Annotated in this window: 18 protein-coding genes; 9 read left to right on the top strand and 9 right to left on the bottom strand. The window is 68.1% G+C overall.

Annotated elements, in window-relative coordinates; genetic code table 11:
• Genes nrdH through nrdF form a run of 4 tightly spaced genes read left to right on the top strand, consistent with a single transcriptional unit; the run spans nt 1 to nt 3,887 of the window.
• On the top strand, nt 1–234 hold the full coding sequence (nrdH, locus tag AB0N68_RS16685) for a glutaredoxin-like protein NrdH (RefSeq protein WP_017202656.1): 234 nt from the start codon (nt 1–3) through the stop codon (nt 232–234).
• 57 nt (nt 235–291) lie between these two features.
• The gene (nrdI, locus tag AB0N68_RS16680; RefSeq protein WP_060922465.1) at nt 292–726 is read left to right on the top strand and encodes a class Ib ribonucleoside-diphosphate reductase assembly flavoprotein NrdI; all 435 of its coding nucleotides are present in this window, start codon (nt 292–294) and stop codon (nt 724–726) included.
• Nucleotides 723–2,867 carry a class 1b ribonucleoside-diphosphate reductase subunit alpha gene (nrdE, locus tag AB0N68_RS16675; protein ID WP_292796103.1) on the top strand — a complete coding sequence of 715 codons (2,145 nt, stop codon included), beginning with the start codon at nt 723–725 and terminating at the stop codon, nt 2,865–2,867. The genes nrdI and nrdE overlap by 4 nt, the downstream gene beginning before the upstream one ends.
• Before the next feature lie 39 nt (nt 2,868–2,906).
• Nucleotides 2,907–3,887 (top strand): class 1b ribonucleoside-diphosphate reductase subunit beta, encoded by a 981-nt coding sequence (gene nrdF / locus AB0N68_RS16670; protein WP_060922463.1) that lies wholly within the window; start codon nt 2,907–2,909, stop codon nt 3,885–3,887.
• Nucleotides 3,888–4,085: 198 nt separating this feature from the next.
• Here the strand turns inward: nrdF and AB0N68_RS16665 are convergent, their stop codons facing one another.
• From AB0N68_RS16665 to AB0N68_RS16650, 4 genes are all read right to left on the bottom strand, one after another.
• Nucleotides 4,086–4,397 (bottom strand): hypothetical protein, encoded by a 312-nt coding sequence (locus tag AB0N68_RS16665; protein WP_259962771.1) that lies wholly within the window; start codon nt 4,395–4,397, stop codon nt 4,086–4,088.
• A 58-nt stretch (nt 4,398–4,455) separates the two neighbouring features.
• Nucleotides 4,456–4,932 carry an adenylyltransferase/cytidyltransferase family protein gene (locus AB0N68_RS16660; RefSeq protein WP_259954064.1) on the bottom strand — a complete coding sequence of 159 codons (477 nt, stop codon included), beginning with the start codon at nt 4,930–4,932 and terminating at the stop codon, nt 4,456–4,458.
• Nucleotides 4,933–5,005: 73 nt separating this feature from the next.
• Nucleotides 5,006–5,653 (bottom strand): hypothetical protein, encoded by a 648-nt coding sequence (locus AB0N68_RS16655; RefSeq protein ID WP_363333129.1) that lies wholly within the window; start codon nt 5,651–5,653, stop codon nt 5,006–5,008.
• Between the two features lie 70 nt (nt 5,654–5,723).
• Nucleotides 5,724–6,038 carry a hypothetical protein gene (locus AB0N68_RS16650; protein WP_187662404.1) on the bottom strand — a complete coding sequence of 105 codons (315 nt, stop codon included), beginning with the start codon at nt 6,036–6,038 and terminating at the stop codon, nt 5,724–5,726.
• 212 nt (nt 6,039–6,250) lie between these two features.
• Between AB0N68_RS16650 and AB0N68_RS16645 the strand changes: the two genes are divergently transcribed.
• Entirely contained in the window at nt 6,251–6,922 is a 672-nt protein-coding gene (locus AB0N68_RS16645) for a hypothetical protein (protein ID WP_313366721.1), read from the top strand.
• Between the two features lie 17 nt (nt 6,923–6,939).
• On the opposite strand, the gene AB0N68_RS16640 is transcribed toward AB0N68_RS16645, so the two are convergent.
• Nucleotides 6,940–7,350 (bottom strand): hypothetical protein, encoded by a 411-nt coding sequence (locus AB0N68_RS16640; protein ID WP_292796115.1) that lies wholly within the window; start codon nt 7,348–7,350, stop codon nt 6,940–6,942.
• A 96-nt stretch (nt 7,351–7,446) separates the two neighbouring features.
• On the opposite strand from AB0N68_RS16640, the gene AB0N68_RS16635 reads away from it, so the two are divergent.
• From AB0N68_RS16635 to AB0N68_RS16620, 4 genes are all read left to right on the top strand, one after another.
• The gene (locus AB0N68_RS16635) at nt 7,447–8,067 is read left to right on the top strand and encodes a cyclodeaminase/cyclohydrolase family protein (RefSeq protein WP_292796118.1); all 621 of its coding nucleotides are present in this window, start codon (nt 7,447–7,449) and stop codon (nt 8,065–8,067) included.
• 1 nt (nt 8,068) lies between these two features.
• On the top strand, nt 8,069–8,920 hold the full coding sequence (locus AB0N68_RS16630; RefSeq protein ID WP_292796120.1) for an aminoglycoside phosphotransferase family protein: 852 nt from the start codon (nt 8,069–8,071) through the stop codon (nt 8,918–8,920).
• Between the two features lie 13 nt (nt 8,921–8,933).
• The gene (locus AB0N68_RS16625) at nt 8,934–9,449 is read left to right on the top strand and encodes a hypothetical protein (RefSeq protein WP_292796123.1); all 516 of its coding nucleotides are present in this window, start codon (nt 8,934–8,936) and stop codon (nt 9,447–9,449) included.
• Between the two features lie 305 nt (nt 9,450–9,754).
• Nucleotides 9,755–11,245, top strand: a complete 1,491-nt coding sequence (locus tag AB0N68_RS16620) for a thioester domain-containing protein (RefSeq protein WP_292796126.1) — start codon at nt 9,755–9,757, stop codon at nt 11,243–11,245.
• Here AB0N68_RS16620 and AB0N68_RS16615 read toward each other — a convergent pair.
• From AB0N68_RS16615 to AB0N68_RS16600, 4 genes are all read right to left on the bottom strand, one after another.
• Nucleotides 11,213–12,223, bottom strand: coding sequence for a cation efflux transmembrane domain-containing protein (locus tag AB0N68_RS16615; protein WP_259954052.1), 1,011 nt, complete (start codon nt 12,221–12,223; stop codon nt 11,213–11,215). The two genes, AB0N68_RS16620 and AB0N68_RS16615, sit on opposite strands and share 33 nt — an antisense overlap.
• Nucleotides 12,220–12,714 (bottom strand): transporter substrate-binding domain-containing protein, encoded by a 495-nt coding sequence (locus AB0N68_RS16610; RefSeq protein ID WP_280568110.1) that lies wholly within the window; start codon nt 12,712–12,714, stop codon nt 12,220–12,222. Before AB0N68_RS16610 ends, AB0N68_RS16615 begins: the two co-directional genes overlap by 4 nt.
• A gap of 119 nt (nt 12,715–12,833) precedes the next feature.
• Nucleotides 12,834–13,928: a YihY/virulence factor BrkB family protein gene (locus AB0N68_RS16605; protein WP_292796131.1), complete on the bottom strand. Its 1,095-nt coding sequence runs from the start codon at nt 13,926–13,928 to the stop codon at nt 12,834–12,836.
• Nucleotides 13,929–14,049: 121 nt separating this feature from the next.
• Nucleotides 14,050–14,583 carry a DUF488 domain-containing protein gene (locus tag AB0N68_RS16600; protein WP_187662395.1) on the bottom strand — a complete coding sequence of 178 codons (534 nt, stop codon included), beginning with the start codon at nt 14,581–14,583 and terminating at the stop codon, nt 14,050–14,052.
• Nucleotides 14,584–14,651 lie beyond the last annotated feature (68 nt).

Below are 14,651 nucleotides of genomic sequence, written 5' to 3'. Positions count from 1 at the left end.
ATGTCGATCACGGTGTACACCAAGCCTTCCTGCGTCCAGTGCAACGCGACCTACCGTGCCCTGGATGCCAAGGGCATCGAGTACGAGATCCACGACCTGTCGGAGGACCCGACGGCGCTGGAGCAGGTCAAGGCGCTCGGCTACATGCAGGCTCCCGTCGTCGTCACCGACGAGGACCACTGGTCGGGCTTCCGTCCCGACAAGATCGACGAGCTCGCGTCCCGCCTGGCGTAGTCCGACAGGCTCACCGACCCGGCCCTTCGACAGGCTCAGGAACCCAAGGAGAGAGCTATGAGCGCCGTCGCGACCGCTGCGCCGCTCCTGGTCTACTTCTCGAGCGTGTCGGGTAACACCGCGCGCTTCATCGAGAAGCTCGGGCTTCCCGCCCGACGCATCCCCCTCCACCGGAACGAAGAGGACCTCGTCGTCGACGAGCCCTTCGTCCTGGTCACCCCCACCTACGGCGGAGGTGCCGGGCGCGGGGTCGAGAAGGGGGCCGTGCCCAAGCAGGTGATCCGGTTCCTCAACGACGAGCGCAACCGGCGTCACATCCGCGGGGTCATCTCCGCGGGCAACACCAACTTCGGCGACGCGTTCTGCCTCGCCGGCGACATCATCAGCCGCAAGTGCCACGTGCCTCACTTGTATCGGCTCGAGATCTTCGGCACACAGGACGACGTGGATCGCGTGAGCGACGGATTGGAACGACGGTGGAATCTTCAGTGACCGAGACAGTGGCATTCAAGGTGAACCCCGCATACGAGGGTCTGGACTACCACGCCCTCAACGCGATGCTGAACCTGTACGACGCGAACGGGAAGATCCAGTTCGACGCCGACAAGCGCGCCGCGCGGGAGTACTTCCTGCAGCACGTGAACCAGAACACGGTGTTCTTCCACTCGCTCAAGGAGCGCCTGGACTACCTCGTGGAGAAGGAGTACTACGAGGGCGCCGTCATCGAGAAGTACTCGTTCGACTTCGTGCAGAAGCTCAACGACCTCGCCTACTCGAAGAAGTTCCGCTTCGAGACGTTCCTCGGCGCGTTCAAGTACTACACGAGCTACACGCTGAAGACGTTCGACGGCAAGCGCTACCTCGAGCGCTTCGAGGACCGCGTCGTGATGACCGCGCTCGCCCTCGCGGACGGCGACGAGAAGCTCGCCGTGAACCTCGTCGAGGAGATCATCTCCGGTCGCTTCCAGCCGGCCACCCCGACCTTCCTCAACGCGGGCAAGGCGCAGCGCGGCGAGCTCGTCAGCTGCTTCCTGCTGCGCATCGAGGACAACATGGAGTCGATCGCCCGCGGCATCAACTCCGCGCTGCAGCTCTCCAAGCGCGGCGGCGGCGTGGCCCTGCTGCTGTCGAACATCCGCGAGTCGGGTGCCCCGATCAAGCAGATCGAGAACCAGTCCTCGGGCATCATCCCCGTCATGAAGCTCCTCGAAGACAGCTTCAGCTACGCCAACCAGCTCGGCGCGCGTCAGGGTGCGGGTGCGGTGTACCTCAACGCCCACCACCCCGACATCATGCGCTTCCTCGACACCAAGCGCGAGAACGCCGACGAGAAGATCCGCATCAAGACGCTGTCGCTCGGCGTCGTGGTGCCGGACATCACGTTCGAGCTCGCCAAGAACGACGAGGACATGTACCTGTTCTCGCCGTACGACGTGGAGAAGGTCTACGGCGTTCCGTTCGGCGACATCTCGGTCACCGAGAAGTACCGCGAGATGGTCGACGACCCGCGCATCAAGAAGACCAAGATCAACGCGCGCGAGTTCTTCCAGACCGTCGCCGAGATCCAGTTCGAGTCCGGCTACCCGTACGTCATGTTCGAGGACACGGTCAACAGGGCCAACCCCATCAAGGGGCGCATCAACATGTCCAACCTCTGCAGCGAGATCCTGCAGGTGAACACGCCGACCACCTACAACGACGACCTGTCGTACAAGGAGATCGGCAAGGACATCTCCTGCAACCTCGGCTCGATGAACATCGCGCTGTCGATGGACGCCGACGACCTCGGCCAGACGGTCGAGACCGCGATCCGCGCGCTCACCGCGGTCAGCGACCAGAGCCACATCGGCTCGGTCCGTTCGATCGAGGACGGCAACGACCGGTCGCACGCGATCGGCCTCGGCCAGATGAACCTGCACGGCTACCTCGCCCGCGAGCACGTGTTCTACGGCTCGGAGGAGGGTGTCGACTTCACGAACATCTACTTCTACACCGTGCTGTTCCACGCCCTGCGCGCCTCGAACCAGCTCGCGATCGAGCGCGGCACGACGTTCGACGGGTTCGCCGACTCCACCTACGCGTCCGGCGAGTTCTTCGACAAGTACATCGACCGGGCGTGGGTGCCGGAGACCGAGAAGGTCAAGGAGCTCTTCGCGGGCAAGCACATCCCGACGCAGGAGGACTGGGTCCAGCTCAAGGCGTCGATCCAGGAGCACGGCATCTACAACCAGAACCTGCAGGCCGTGCCGCCGACCGGCTCGATCTCCTACATCAACAACTCGACCTCCTCGATCCACCCGATCGCCTCGAAGATCGAGATCCGCAAGGAAGGCAAGCTCGGTCGCGTCTACTACCCGGCGGCGTTCATGACGAACGACAACCTGGAGTACTACCAGGACGCGTACGAGATCGGCTACGAGAAGGTCATCGACACGTACGCCGCGGCCACGCAGCACGTCGACCAGGGTCTGTCGCTGACGCTGTTCTTCAAGGACACCGCCACCACGCGCGACATCAACAAGGCCCAGATCTACGCATGGCGCAAGGGCATCAAGACGATCTACTACATCCGTCTGCGTCAGCTGGCGCTCGAGGGCACCGACATGACCGAGTGCGTCTCGTGCATGCTCTGACACTTCGACAGGCTCAGTGACCCAGGAACTAGGACAAGAATGACTCCTCACTCCCCGCTCAAGCTGGTCTCCAGCGTGCAGGCGATCAACTGGAACCGCATCCAGGACGACAAGGACCTCGAGGTCTGGAACCGTCTGGTGAACAACTTCTGGCTGCCGGAGAAGGTGCCGCTGTCGAACGACGTGCAGTCGTGGAACACGCTCACCCCCGACGAGCAGCTGCTCACCATGCGGGTGTTCACCGGGCTCACGCTCCTCGACACGATCCAGGGCACCGTCGGCGCGGTGTCGCTGATCCCCGACGCGATCACGCCTCACGAGGAGGCCGTCTACACGAACATCGCGTTCATGGAGTCGGTGCACGCGAAGAGCTACTCCTCGATCTTCTCGACGCTCGCGTCGACGAAGGAGATCGACGAGGCGTTCCGCTGGTCCACGGAGAATGCGAACCTTCAGAAGAAGGCGCAGATCATCATGGACTACTACCAGGGAGACGACCCCCTCAAGCGCAAGGTCGCCTCCACGCTGCTGGAGTCGTTCCTGTTCTACTCGGGCTTCTACCTGCCGATCTACTGGTCGTCGAAGGCGAAGCTGACGAACACGGCCGACCTCATCCGCCTCATCATCCGCGACGAGGCCGTGCACGGGTACTACATCGGCTACAAGTTCCAGCGCGGACTCGAGACGGCCGACCAGGCGCGCAAGGACGAGCTCAAGGACTACACGTTCTCCCTGCTCTACGAGCTCTACGACAACGAGGTGCAGTACACGCAGGACCTCTACGACGGCGTCGGGCTGACCGAGGACGTCAAGAAGTTCCTGCACTACAACGCCAATAAGGCCCTCATGAACCTGGGCTACGAGGCGATGTTCCCCTCCAGCGTCACCAACGTGAACCCGGCGATCCTGTCGGCGCTCTCCCCGAACGCGGACGAGAACCACGACTTCTTCAGTGGGTCCGGCTCGTCCTACGTCATCGGCAAGGCCGAGGCCACGGAAGACGACGACTGGGACTTCTGAGTCCGCTTGTGCGGCGTCACGCAGTGTGGCGCCGCACCACGTCCGGGCCCGCGCGCCACACTCTTCGGCAGTTCCTTGAGGCGGCGCAGCTTGATGCGCTCGTACGCGACGTGCTGGTTCCGGCTCCGTGAGGCGGGCGTGAGATAAGACGCAGGGGGCGTCCCTCATGTTGCGGCAGAGGTCGCGGAGCCACAGACGTCAGCGTGCGCTCAGGACGAAGGCCAGAACCGCTCCCAGGACGGTGCCCGCGAGCATCGCGGCGGCCGTCCAACCGACGACGCGACCTCGGGCGACCTGGCGTTTCGTCGCGTACACGCCCGCGCCGAGGCCACCCACCACCACTGCCGCCATCGTCACGCCGGCGACGAGCGCTTGGACCCCGTAGTCCGGCGTCGGCGGGGCAGGATCGACGAGCGGAGTCGCGAAGCGGTAGGTCATGACGACGCCGAGGGCGACGAGCGAGACCGCGGTCATCGCTGCGATCAACCCCCACGCTGTCGATGTGCGCATCCGTCACCTGTTCTTCGCGGAGTTCGATGACCGGAGGTCGCCACAGGCAGAACGCGGGTCAGTGACCCGCGGCGCGCTCCGCTTCCTTCTCCGCGACGATCCTCCGGAGGCCCGAGCTGGAGAACCGATGGTCTCGGCTGTTGAAGTAGAGCTCGATGCCACTCTCCTCGCAGTACGCGCGGCCGGTGAAGTCCCGATCGCGGTACTCATCCCCGACGATGCGCACATCGAGCTTGAAGGACCGAAGGATGTCCTCGAGGTCCTGCTCCGTCGAGTACGGCACGATCTCATCCACGTGCTGACAGCCGCGAAGCTGGATGTAGCGCTCCACGACCGTCTGCGTCGGCGCGTTCTTCTCCGGGCGGTCCAGGGTCGGATCCATCTGCAGGCCGACGATGAGGTAGTCGCACTGCCGCTTCGCCTCGGCGAGCATCATGATGTGCCCTGCGTGCAGCAGGTCGAAGGTGGAGAAGGTGATCCCCACTCGCGGTCCGGGGTTGTAGTCGCGCCGTTGCGCCATGGACTCGTCAGACAAAATGTTCCCCCCTGTTTCCCGTACTCTACCGGCCCGCGCTCGCGCGTCGATTCCGGTCGCGGAGTCGCTCGCGTCAGCCGCCGTCGCCGAGCACCGGAACGCCCCAGATGCGTGCCGCGTCAGAGATCAAACGGTCCATGCCGTCCGGTGACTCCCGGCGAAGCGGCGCGTCGTCCCTGGTCACCGGGACCGGGATCGTGGCCTGTCCCGCTCCCTGCGAGACCACGATCTCGAGGGTCGGGTAGAGGAAGGCGCCCTCCTGGATGGCACCTCTCGTCACGCCCTGGATCCGATCCCGCGGCACGCTGTATGCGGTGAGGAGACGGTCCCCGCCGCGGACCACCCGGAACCCCGAAGGGTCGATGACGCCCGTGGGGCTCGCCGTCAACAGGCCGCGGGGGGCGGGGCCGAGTCCGAGGAGGGGGATCGCACGTGACAGGTAGGCTGCAACACCGTTGAGCGCGTAGGAGCCGAAGGTTCGCGCCTGCGGCTCGCGCTCCCGCAGTGCTCGCCGCTGGGTGCGCTGCAGTCGTTGGATGCGTCCGAGCACGATCCAGATGATCAGACCCGCGAGCAGTACCCCCGTCGCGAATACCAGCGATGTCGCCACAGGCGGCTCGCCCTCGACCAGGGGACGCACGAGTGTTCCCCAGACGAAGAACGCCGCCAGGGCCACAGCCATCGCGAGCATCAGTCTGTTGGCGGGCGGGTTCCGGCGCACGGGGGCTCTCTTTCAGGAAGCAGTGAGGGCGAGGGTTGTTGGGGCTGACTGACACCCTGCTCGCGGCGGTTCAGCCACCCATGAGGAACGCGGCGGTGGGAAGGGCCGACACGGCCCCCAGCACGGTTCCCGCGACCGGCCACGCGTAGCCGACGCGGTCGGCACGGGCGAAGACGAGCCCGATGACGCCGAGGATGAGGGCGGTGCCACCGAAGAGGACCGCGAGCGGCAGCGTGAGGAACAACAGCCATCCGTAGTTCGGGTCCGCCGTCCCCGCCAGGACGAAGACGATCGCGGTCGGCAGGATCCCGACGAGCGCCACGACGGTGGCCGCGACCCCGCATCCGAAGGCTCGGCGACGAGGTGACGGGATGATCTGGCTCACGGGGCGATCCTAGCCACAGCCTGATCGCGCGACGAAAGCGTCGTTCTCGGTGACCACGGCTCCTCGCGATCGGAGGATGCGAAGATGAGGGGCGAGCCGGGGGAGGGGGGGCCGATGAACACCGAACATGACGAGGACGTCAGCGCGTTGCGAGGGGTCGTCGGCCCGGTGCTCCGCGGCGGCGGTCAGTCGACGAGGGGAGCGGAGGGCGCATGCGATCGATGACCCCGATACCGGGGGACCCGTGGCCGCACGACATGATCATCACCGTCGACGATCGCCCTCACGCCCTGCTCGAACTGCTCTGGGTCCGGGAGGCGCACGGGCTGGTCCCCGTCGACGACGCGCTCCCGCCGCTCCTGGTCGACCGGCCAGCGGAGGCGGAGCGGCCCGTGGACGCGCAGACCCGTGATCACTGGGCGGAGGTCTGGCCCCGGATCTGGGACAAGGCTGTCGCGCACGCCGCGACGGAGCCGGATCGGACGTTGTTCGACCGCGCCCTCGATCCGACGATGGGTCCGGATGAGCGGGAGACGCTGCTCGGCCAGCTCGTCGGCCCCACGGCGCGGGATGAGTTCGGAGACGATGTCTTCGACGACGCGGCGTACCGCGAATGGGAGCGGCGTGGCTCCGACGCGCACCTCGCGACGAACCGCACGACACTCGCGGACAGCCCTGAACACGGGGACGTGGCAACGCTCGCCGACGCCTGGCGTCGGGGCCTCGGGAAGGTGGTGACGCTGCCGTGCCGCGGGGTGTACGTCCGGCAGATCGGACCTCGCGCCCTCCTGGTCACCGATGCGGTACGGAACGACGCCGCCACGTATCGCACGGCGCTGGAATCGTTCCGCCGGTCATCCTCGCAGCGACCGTCGACGGCGTGAGGCTTCCGCGCGCGACGTCAGAGGACCAGCGGGAGGAACGACACCATCAGGCCGACGGCACCGACCGCGGCGAAGACGACCCCGACGGTCCGCAGGACCCGGCGCAGATGCGGCGGCTCACCGATCCGGATGCGGGCCGGGTCGTTCGAGCTGTGGAACCCGTCGAGCCATCCATCGGTGGTGGCCGTGGGCTCGCTGCGGCGCAGCGGTCTCTCGTGGAAGTCGCCGCCCGCGAACCAGCGAGCGGTGCGGCGGCCGTCCCGATCGATCACGGCGATCTCGACGGGGATCCACTGCCCCTCGACGAGCCGGATCAGCAGGGCCACGATGAGGAGCGGCACGCCGATACCGAGGCCGATCCAGGACAGCACCTCGCCGACGACGGAGAGGGTGTCGACGAGCTGCACGAGTCCATCGTAGAGACGCATGCATCCGGAGTCGTGCGAGACGCGGCGCCCGATCACGGAGGGCCGCTCGCTGATCCGCCGTCATACTGCATCCTTCCCACGGATAGTCTGACCGGCATGACGGATTCTGCAGACATCCCGACGTCCCGCCCGATGGATGCCTGGCTCGACGCGCTCAGTCAGCCCACCGGTTCGCCTGGCGGAGGTGCGGCGTCGGGGGTCATGCTCGGCCTGGCCGCGGCACTGATGGGCATGGTCGCCGGATACACCCGCGAGGATCCTGCCGTCGCCGAGAGCACCGGCCGCCTCGACCCCGTGCGCGCGGAGCTTCTGCAGGCCGTCGAGGCGGACGGCGTGGTATCGGCGGGCTTCGGTGCCGCGCTCGCGCTGGCACCGGAGGACCCGGCACGGGAGGAGAGGGTGAGGAACGCCGCCCTCGACGCCGCTGCGTCCGTCGCGCGCCTCGGCCGCATCGGCATCACCCTGGTCACGGAGGCGCGCACTCTCGCGTCGCGCGGCAACCCGCACCTCGCCGTGGACCTCGCCGTCGCGGCGGAGGCCCTAGAGGCCGGCCTCTCGGGTGCCTCCCTGAACCTCCGCGCCAACCTGCAGCTCGCTCGCGCACACGGCGCCTCGCCGTCCATGCGGTCCGGGCTCGACGAGGAGGTCGGGCGATTGGCGGAGGCGCGGACCCAGGTCTCGCGGATCACGGCGGAGCTGTCTGCGCGCCTGGACTGACGTGGCGCACGAGGAAGCGCTGCATGCGCGCGCCGCGGAGGTCCTGGACAGGTGGAGTCTCTCTCCGGACGGGCCCCTCCGGTCCGGAGAAGCGGGGATCGTCGTCCCGGTCCGGCGGGCGGACGGTCTCATCGCCGTGGTGAAGGTGCAGCAGCCGGGGCCGGAGTTCGACGCGGCGGTCGTCGGGCTGGGGCGGTGGGACGGGCGAGCCATCGTCCGGCTCCTCGCGAGTGCTCCCGATCAAGGCGCGATGCTCCTCGAACGTCTCGATGCCGAGCGCAGCCTCGAGGCGATGGAGGACGACGATGCCACGCGCGTCGTCGGTTCCCTTCTCGAACGCCTGCACCGCGTCGACCCGCCGCCAGGTCTTCCGCGCCTGGAGGCGGTGGTGTCGCAGATGCTGAACGATGCGGCGGGAGCGGCGGTGCTGCTGTCGGGCGAGGACCGACGACGGTTCGACCGGTGGCTGCACCTCGTCGCGGACGTCGCTGCGATGCCCGGCAGCCGGTTTCTGCACTGGGACCTGCACTTCGGCAATGTCCTCGGCGCGGAGCGCGAGCCGTGGCTGGCGATCGACCCCGAGCCGCTCATCGGCGACGCGGGCTTCGATCTGTGGCCGGCTCTGGACAGTGGATGGAGCCGGGACCCGCGTACCGCCGATGCGGCACGCATCGTGCGTCGTCGGTTCGACATCCTCTCCGACATGCTCCACCTCGACCGCGCATGCGCGGCCCGCTGGACGAGCGCGCGGCTCCTCCAGAACACGCTCTGGGAGATCGAGGACGGCCGGCCCACGATCCCGACCGCCGCGAAGGTGCTCGACGATGCGCTTCGGTCAGCAGGGGTGTCTTGATAGCATCCCGCCCATGAGCACGCCGGACTCCGATGCCGCTCGGCCCGAGCACGACCGCGCCGCGATCAAGGAGCGCGTGTACGCCACCTTCACGGGCCTCGCCATCGTGCTCGTGCAGAACTCCAACGTGGAGCACACCAGCGCCCTGCAGGCCACGGTGACTCTGCTCGTCAGCATCGCCGCCATCGCCCTCGCGGGCTTCGCCGCCGATCTGGTCGCCCATCTCGCGGCGCACGGCAGCTTCCCCCGAGGGTCCGAGCTGCGGGATGTGCTGCGGCTCACCGGTACGGCGCTGGGATCGGCGGCGGTGCCACTGCTCGTCCTCCTCGTCGCCGTGCTCGGATGGATCGAGCTGCGGACGGCGCTGACCATCGCGTCGATCGTCTACGTCGCGATCCTCGGACTCATCGGATACGTCGCCGTCCGCCGGACGGGAGTGAGCGGATGGCAGCAGCTCATCGCCCTGGGGATCCTCGTCGGGCTCGGCGGCATCGTCGTGCTCGTCCAGCAGCTCGCGCACGGACACTGACGGACACACCCGTTGCGCGGTCCGTACGCATGGTTCATCCTGAACGTGCTGCACCGATCGACTCGGGGGGCCTTGCCGGTCGCGCTGCGGCCGACGGAGCGCCTGCCACCCAACTCCCTCCCCCGGCGGGCGCTCCGCTGCGCGAGAGGGTGCTCGCTTGCGCGAGAGTCCCGGGACTCACCCGGGTGAACATCGCTCAGCCCCTTTTCGCCGGAGGAGCTTGTGCCTATCGTCGGTGACCAACGGCGGGCTGTCGCAGGTCGGGGAACCCGTCACTCGGATCATCGGCGAGATCGAGGGACACCATGCACACCGAGACGACGCGATCGCGTACGCGCACGGCAGGGGCTCTTCTGGCGACGGCCATCGCTGCGGCGATGGTGCTCTTCGGAGCTACCCCGGCATCGGCTCTGTGGGATCCCGATCCGGTGCTTCCGCGGGCCGGCTTCTTCACGCAGGTCACCATCACCGGCTCGCAGTACCCGACGAACGTGACCGGCGAGCTGACGACGCTGGGGCCCACGCCCGGCCCCTATCCGGCGACCGGGGCCTCCGTGGAGGCCGTGAGCCCCCAGCTGATCACCATCGCCGATCCGGTCTCGGGGGCGACGGCCTCGGCGTACTGCATCGATTTCAGTACCGAGACCGGCGTCGGGGCGGGCTACAACATCGGCGAGTGGGACGAGTCCAACGTGCCCAACCTCGACTACATCAACTACATCCTCACCAACTACTTCCCGTTCGACACGAGCAACCCGATCTCCGGGCTCACGCTCGCCCAGCAGGTGGCGGCCGTGCAGAGCGCGATCTGGTACTTCAGTGACGGATTCGTCCTGGCCACCGGCACCACCGCGACCATCCGGAACGCCACGGCCGCTGTCGTCCAGGATGCGCTGGACAGCGGAGGTCTCCCGGAGCCGTCGGTGCCGACGCTCGGCATCGAGCCCGGCACGACGACGATCCCGGAAGACGGCTCGATCGTGGGACCGTTCACCGTCTCGGGCACCGCCAGCGGCACGCTCGACGCCGCCGCGGGCGTCGAGGTCTTCCTCGATCAGGCCGGAACCCAGCCCGTTCCGGTCGGCACGGCTGTCGCGTCCGGGGCGCAGCTCTGGGCGCGCTGGACCGGACCCGCGGCACCCGTGAACGGCTTCCGGATCACGGCGCAGGTGCCCCTGACGCAGGGCACGGTCTATCTCTACGACCCGGAGTCCTCGGACAGACCCGCAGCGCAGAAGCTGGTCCTCGCGCAGACGACGACGCTCCCGGTCCGCGCCGGGGTCCGGGCGACGCCCTACGCCTCCGGCGAGATCACCGTGCAGAAGATCATCACAGGTGACGGCGCGGGACTTCAGGGCGCCATCACGATCGACCTGGCCTGCACGCCCGCCCCGGCACCCGGCGTCGTCGTCTCCGCCACGATCCCCGCCGGAGCGACGGCCGCCGACCCCGTCGTCTTCTCCGGGCTGCCGGATGGGGCGACCTGCACGGTCAGCGAGTCCGCGGACGGCGCCAACGACGCGGTCACGCTCGCCGCGCAGACCATCGAACCGGCGACCGTGACGGTGGACGCCGCTGCGACCACCCCGGTGGCGGTGACCGTGACGAACACCTACGATCCCGTCGATTCGCCGAGCAACGGCGGCGGCGAGGAAGGCGGCGAGGGCGGCGGTGAGGGCGAAGGGCTCGCCGCCTCCGGGCCGACGCCGATGACGGGCGCGCTGACGGTGGCCGGGCTCGGTCTCCTGCTCGCGGGTGCCCTGCTACGGGTGCGGCGACGGGCGAACCTGCGCTGACGATGCCTCGTCCTCGTCCTCCCGCCGCGTCAGATGGTCGGCGAGTTCGGGCACGAGCACGAGGACGACGTCGACGAGCTTCCAGTCCAGCTCGTGGCACTCCTGGCGCGCGCGGTCGAGGTCGGCCAGGGAGGGCAGGGCATCGTCGACGGGCACGATGAACGCTTCGACGTGGAAGAACTGGCCTTGATCCCTCGTCCGCACCGCGACGTCGCGGACCCAGGGCAGGGTGCGGAGGTGGTCCAGCACGGCGTGGGAGTCGGGGTGCGGCTTCTCGTCGTCGAAGGTCGTCGCCCTGGTGTCCATGAGGTCGGTGATCGCCGCGCGGGTGTTGCGCCACCCGTCCCAGAGGATGCTCCCCGCGATGAAGGTCGCGGCGGCGGCGTCCGCCCACCACAGCCCGAGCCCGATCCCGCCGACCCCGACGATCGAGCCGGCCGCGGTCATCCAGTCGGCCTTGTTCATGTCCGCATCGGCATAGAGGACCTTGTTGTGCAGATCTTTGGCCAGGCGCATCTTCACACGACCGAAGTAGATCGGCAGCGGAATGGTCAGCGCCATCATGCCCATCATCAGCCAGCCCGACCAGATCACATGGCCGAACACCTGGACCGACCCGATCGGAGGCCGGTCGCCGCTCACCAGCCCGATGACGGAATCGACCAGGAGGAACGCGCCCATCGCGAAGAGGGCGACGCCGGCGACGAGGTGGGCCACACCGACGGAGCGGAAGAACCCGTACGGGTATTTGACGGTCGGCGGCTTCGCGATGATGCGGACGGCGACGAGGAAGGCGATCGGCGGGGCGAGGGAGAGCAGGTCCTCGATCCACGCGGCCTTCATCGCCTGCGAGCTGCCCATGACCAGGTAGACGCCGGTGATCGCCACTGCGAGGAACGCGAGCGTGAACCACTCGTAGCGGATCGCTCGACGCAGGGTGTCCTGCTGCGCGGGCGGAAGGTCGGGGTGAGCCCTCATCGCGCGTCTCCTCGTTCGAGCAGGAAGGACTCCAGGGTGGTGAGGAACCGGTTCTCCCCCAGAACGGTGAGCATCACGTGCTTCTTCGTCTCGCCCGCGGTCGTCGCGTCGTCGAACGGGACGGTCATCGCCGCCTTCTCGACCCAGGGGGTGTCGTCGGTGAACCCGCCGACGGCCAGGTCGAGGGCATGGTCGTGCAACCGCTCGGCCAGGTTCGCCTCGCTGTCGACGGTCCAGACGACGGTCGCGTCCAGCGTCTCGGCGAACTCCTCCACGAGGCGCACTTCGACCCCGGCCGGGTCCGACGGATCGGTCGTGTCCGTCCACGGCGGGTTGTGCGTGATCCCGACCCGGATCTGGCCGTCGCGGGCCTTGTCGAGGGTGCCGTCGACATCGGCGGGGATCGCCGTGCAGCCGGCGAGCGCTGCCGCGATCGCGAGCCACCCTCCGATGATCCCGATCTCGCGGAGAAGTGGTCTTCCGGTGCTCATCCTGCGCATCGGCGCGCGACGACCAGGCCTGCACATCGCTTCGTTCGCTCCACTGGGGTAGGAAAAACGCGCCGCACAGGCGACGCGAAGGGCATGGCTCTCACCATAGCCCGACCGGGTCATCGTCCTCTGGTCGTCCGGCCTTCCGGCTCCGACCCGTCGTCGTCGTCGTTCTCGACGCGGATGCGCCGCCCCTCCTCGATGTCCTTCCGCTCCTTCTCCGCCCGCTTATCGCTCTGGCGGGTGTCGCGTGCGGGGAGCTGGATGTCGCGCTCGGCGGCGATCCCGGCCTGAAGCTGGCGGCCGCGTTCCAGCTCCGCGTCGAATTCCGCGCCGAACAGCAGGGCGAGGTTCGCGATCCACAGCCACAGCAGGAACACGATGACGCCCGCCATCGATCCGTAGGTGCGCTCGTAGTTGGAGAAGGTGGTGACGTAGAGCACGAAGCCGAGGGTGGCGACGGCCAGCACGACGATCGCCACGAGGGCACCCATGCTGATCCACCGGAACTTGGGCTGCTTGGCGTTCGGGGTCGCGTAGTAGAGCATCGCGACGAGGAAGACGACGACGAACAGCAGCAGCGGCCACTTGGCGATGCTCCACGCGAGCTGCACGCCCTCGCCGGCGCCGATCGCGTCGCCCAGCGCCGACACCACATCTCCGGAGAGCACGAGCACGATGGCGACGATGGTCAGCGAGACGACGGTGATGAGCGTGACGAGCAGCTGCATGGGGCGCAGCTTCCAGAACGGCCGCCCCTCCTCGATCTCGTAGATGCGGTTCATCACCCGGCTGAACGCCCCGACATAGCCCGAGGCCGACCACAGCGCGAGGAGGATCCCGGTCACGAGCGCGATGCCGGCGCCGGGAGCCTGGGAGATCTGCTCGATGGGACCGCGGAGAGCGTCCGCGGTCTCCGGCGGTGCCACGTCGCCGATGATGCCGAGCACGGCGTCGGCGGCGGCCCCGCCCTGGCCGAACACGCCGAGCAGCGAGAAGACGGCGATCATGGCGGGGAAGATCGAGAGCACCGCGTAGTACGTGAGGGCCGCGGCGCCGTCCATGCACTGATCGGCGGAGAACTCCCGGACGCTCTTGACCAGGACGTACTTCCACGACCGCTTCTGCAGATCGGTCGGGCTGTCCGGCTTCTCGTCGTGCTCTGGCGATGGAGCGGACGCGGATCCGCTTCGTCCTGTGGCTGCCTTCGACATGGCTCCTCCTCGGCGTCGGCGCGAGCACTGCTCCCGCGATCCAGTCCTATGAGGAGAAGAGGTGTTCCGGCACGGGGGTTGCGCGAAGACGAGACGAGGGGGATGCTGTGCCGGCGTGCGGTCATGCGGCCGGGTAGGTGACCGTCCCGTCCGCGCGGACGACCGCGCCGGCGCTGAGCTCGGCCGGATCGACGTGCCCGGGACCGAGGATGTGGCGGACGACTTCGTCCCGCGCGAGGAGGTGGTCGGCGATGATCCGTCGATGGCACCGCCACCACACGCTCTCCGAGCACATCACCGTGACGCGCCGCTCGCGGCCCTCGGCGCGGAGCTCGTCCAGGGCCTGCCCGAAATCCGCGGAGAGGGCGTGATCGGCGTAGTTGTGGAAGCTGCGGTTCTGCCACCACGCGTTGGTCTCGAAGGGAACGTCCCTGCTCACGGGGCGGCGACCCGTCAGCCCCTCTGCACGGTGGTAGGCGATCCCGGCGGTGCGGAGGGAGGACGCGAGTGCGTCCTGGTCGAACTGCGGATGCCGCTTCGAACCGGGGAGGCGGCGCACGTCCACGACGCTCTCCACACGGCTCTCCTGCACCAACGCGAGGAACTCATCGATCGTGCGGGTGGAGTGCCCGATGGTGAAGAACGGCTCGGCCATGAGGCGACCGTAGCCCACCCCTCCCCATCCGTCGGCAACCCTTGCCCTGACGAGGTCCTCGCCCCTAC

The sequence above is a fragment of the Microbacterium meiriae genome, from assembly GCF_040685015.1.
GTDB classification, from domain to species: Bacteria; Actinomycetota; Actinomycetes; order Actinomycetales; family Microbacteriaceae; genus Microbacterium; species Microbacterium meiriae.
Note: the sequence above shows the minus strand (reverse complement) of the source record. Positions and strands in the feature narration are given on the sequence as shown.

Bases quoted from the DNA above. Each gene is read 5' to 3' on its own strand.
- AB0N68_RS16605 (WP_292796131.1), bottom strand. From the start codon at position 13,928: ATGTCGAAGGCAGCCACAGGACGAAGCGGATCCGCGTCCGCTCCATCG.
- AB0N68_RS16635 (WP_292796118.1), top strand. From the start codon at position 7,447: ATGACGGATTCTGCAGACATCCCGACGTCCCGCCCGATGGATGCCTGG.
- AB0N68_RS16625 (WP_292796123.1), top strand. From the start codon at position 8,934: ATGAGCACGCCGGACTCCGATGCCGCTCGGCCCGAGCACGACCGCGCC.
- AB0N68_RS16610 (WP_280568110.1), bottom strand. From the start codon at position 12,714: ATGAGCACCGGAAGACCACTTCTCCGCGAGATCGGGATCATCGGAGGG.
- nrdI (WP_060922465.1), top strand. From the start codon at position 292: ATGAGCGCCGTCGCGACCGCTGCGCCGCTCCTGGTCTACTTCTCGAGC.
- AB0N68_RS16620 (WP_292796126.1), top strand. From the start codon at position 9,755: ATGCACACCGAGACGACGCGATCGCGTACGCGCACGGCAGGGGCTCTT.
- AB0N68_RS16645 (WP_313366721.1), top strand. From the start codon at position 6,251: ATGCGATCGATGACCCCGATACCGGGGGACCCGTGGCCGCACGACATG.
- AB0N68_RS16665 (WP_259962771.1), bottom strand. From the start codon at position 4,397: ATGCGCACATCGACAGCGTGGGGGTTGATCGCAGCGATGACCGCGGTC.
- nrdF (WP_060922463.1), top strand. From the start codon at position 2,907: ATGACTCCTCACTCCCCGCTCAAGCTGGTCTCCAGCGTGCAGGCGATC.
- AB0N68_RS16615 (WP_259954052.1), bottom strand. From the start codon at position 12,223: ATGAGGGCTCACCCCGACCTTCCGCCCGCGCAGCAGGACACCCTGCGT.
- AB0N68_RS16640 (WP_292796115.1), bottom strand. From the start codon at position 7,350: ATGCGTCTCTACGATGGACTCGTGCAGCTCGTCGACACCCTCTCCGTC.
- nrdH (WP_017202656.1), top strand. From the start codon at position 1: ATGTCGATCACGGTGTACACCAAGCCTTCCTGCGTCCAGTGCAACGCG.
- AB0N68_RS16600 (WP_187662395.1), bottom strand. From the start codon at position 14,583: ATGGCCGAGCCGTTCTTCACCATCGGGCACTCCACCCGCACGATCGAT.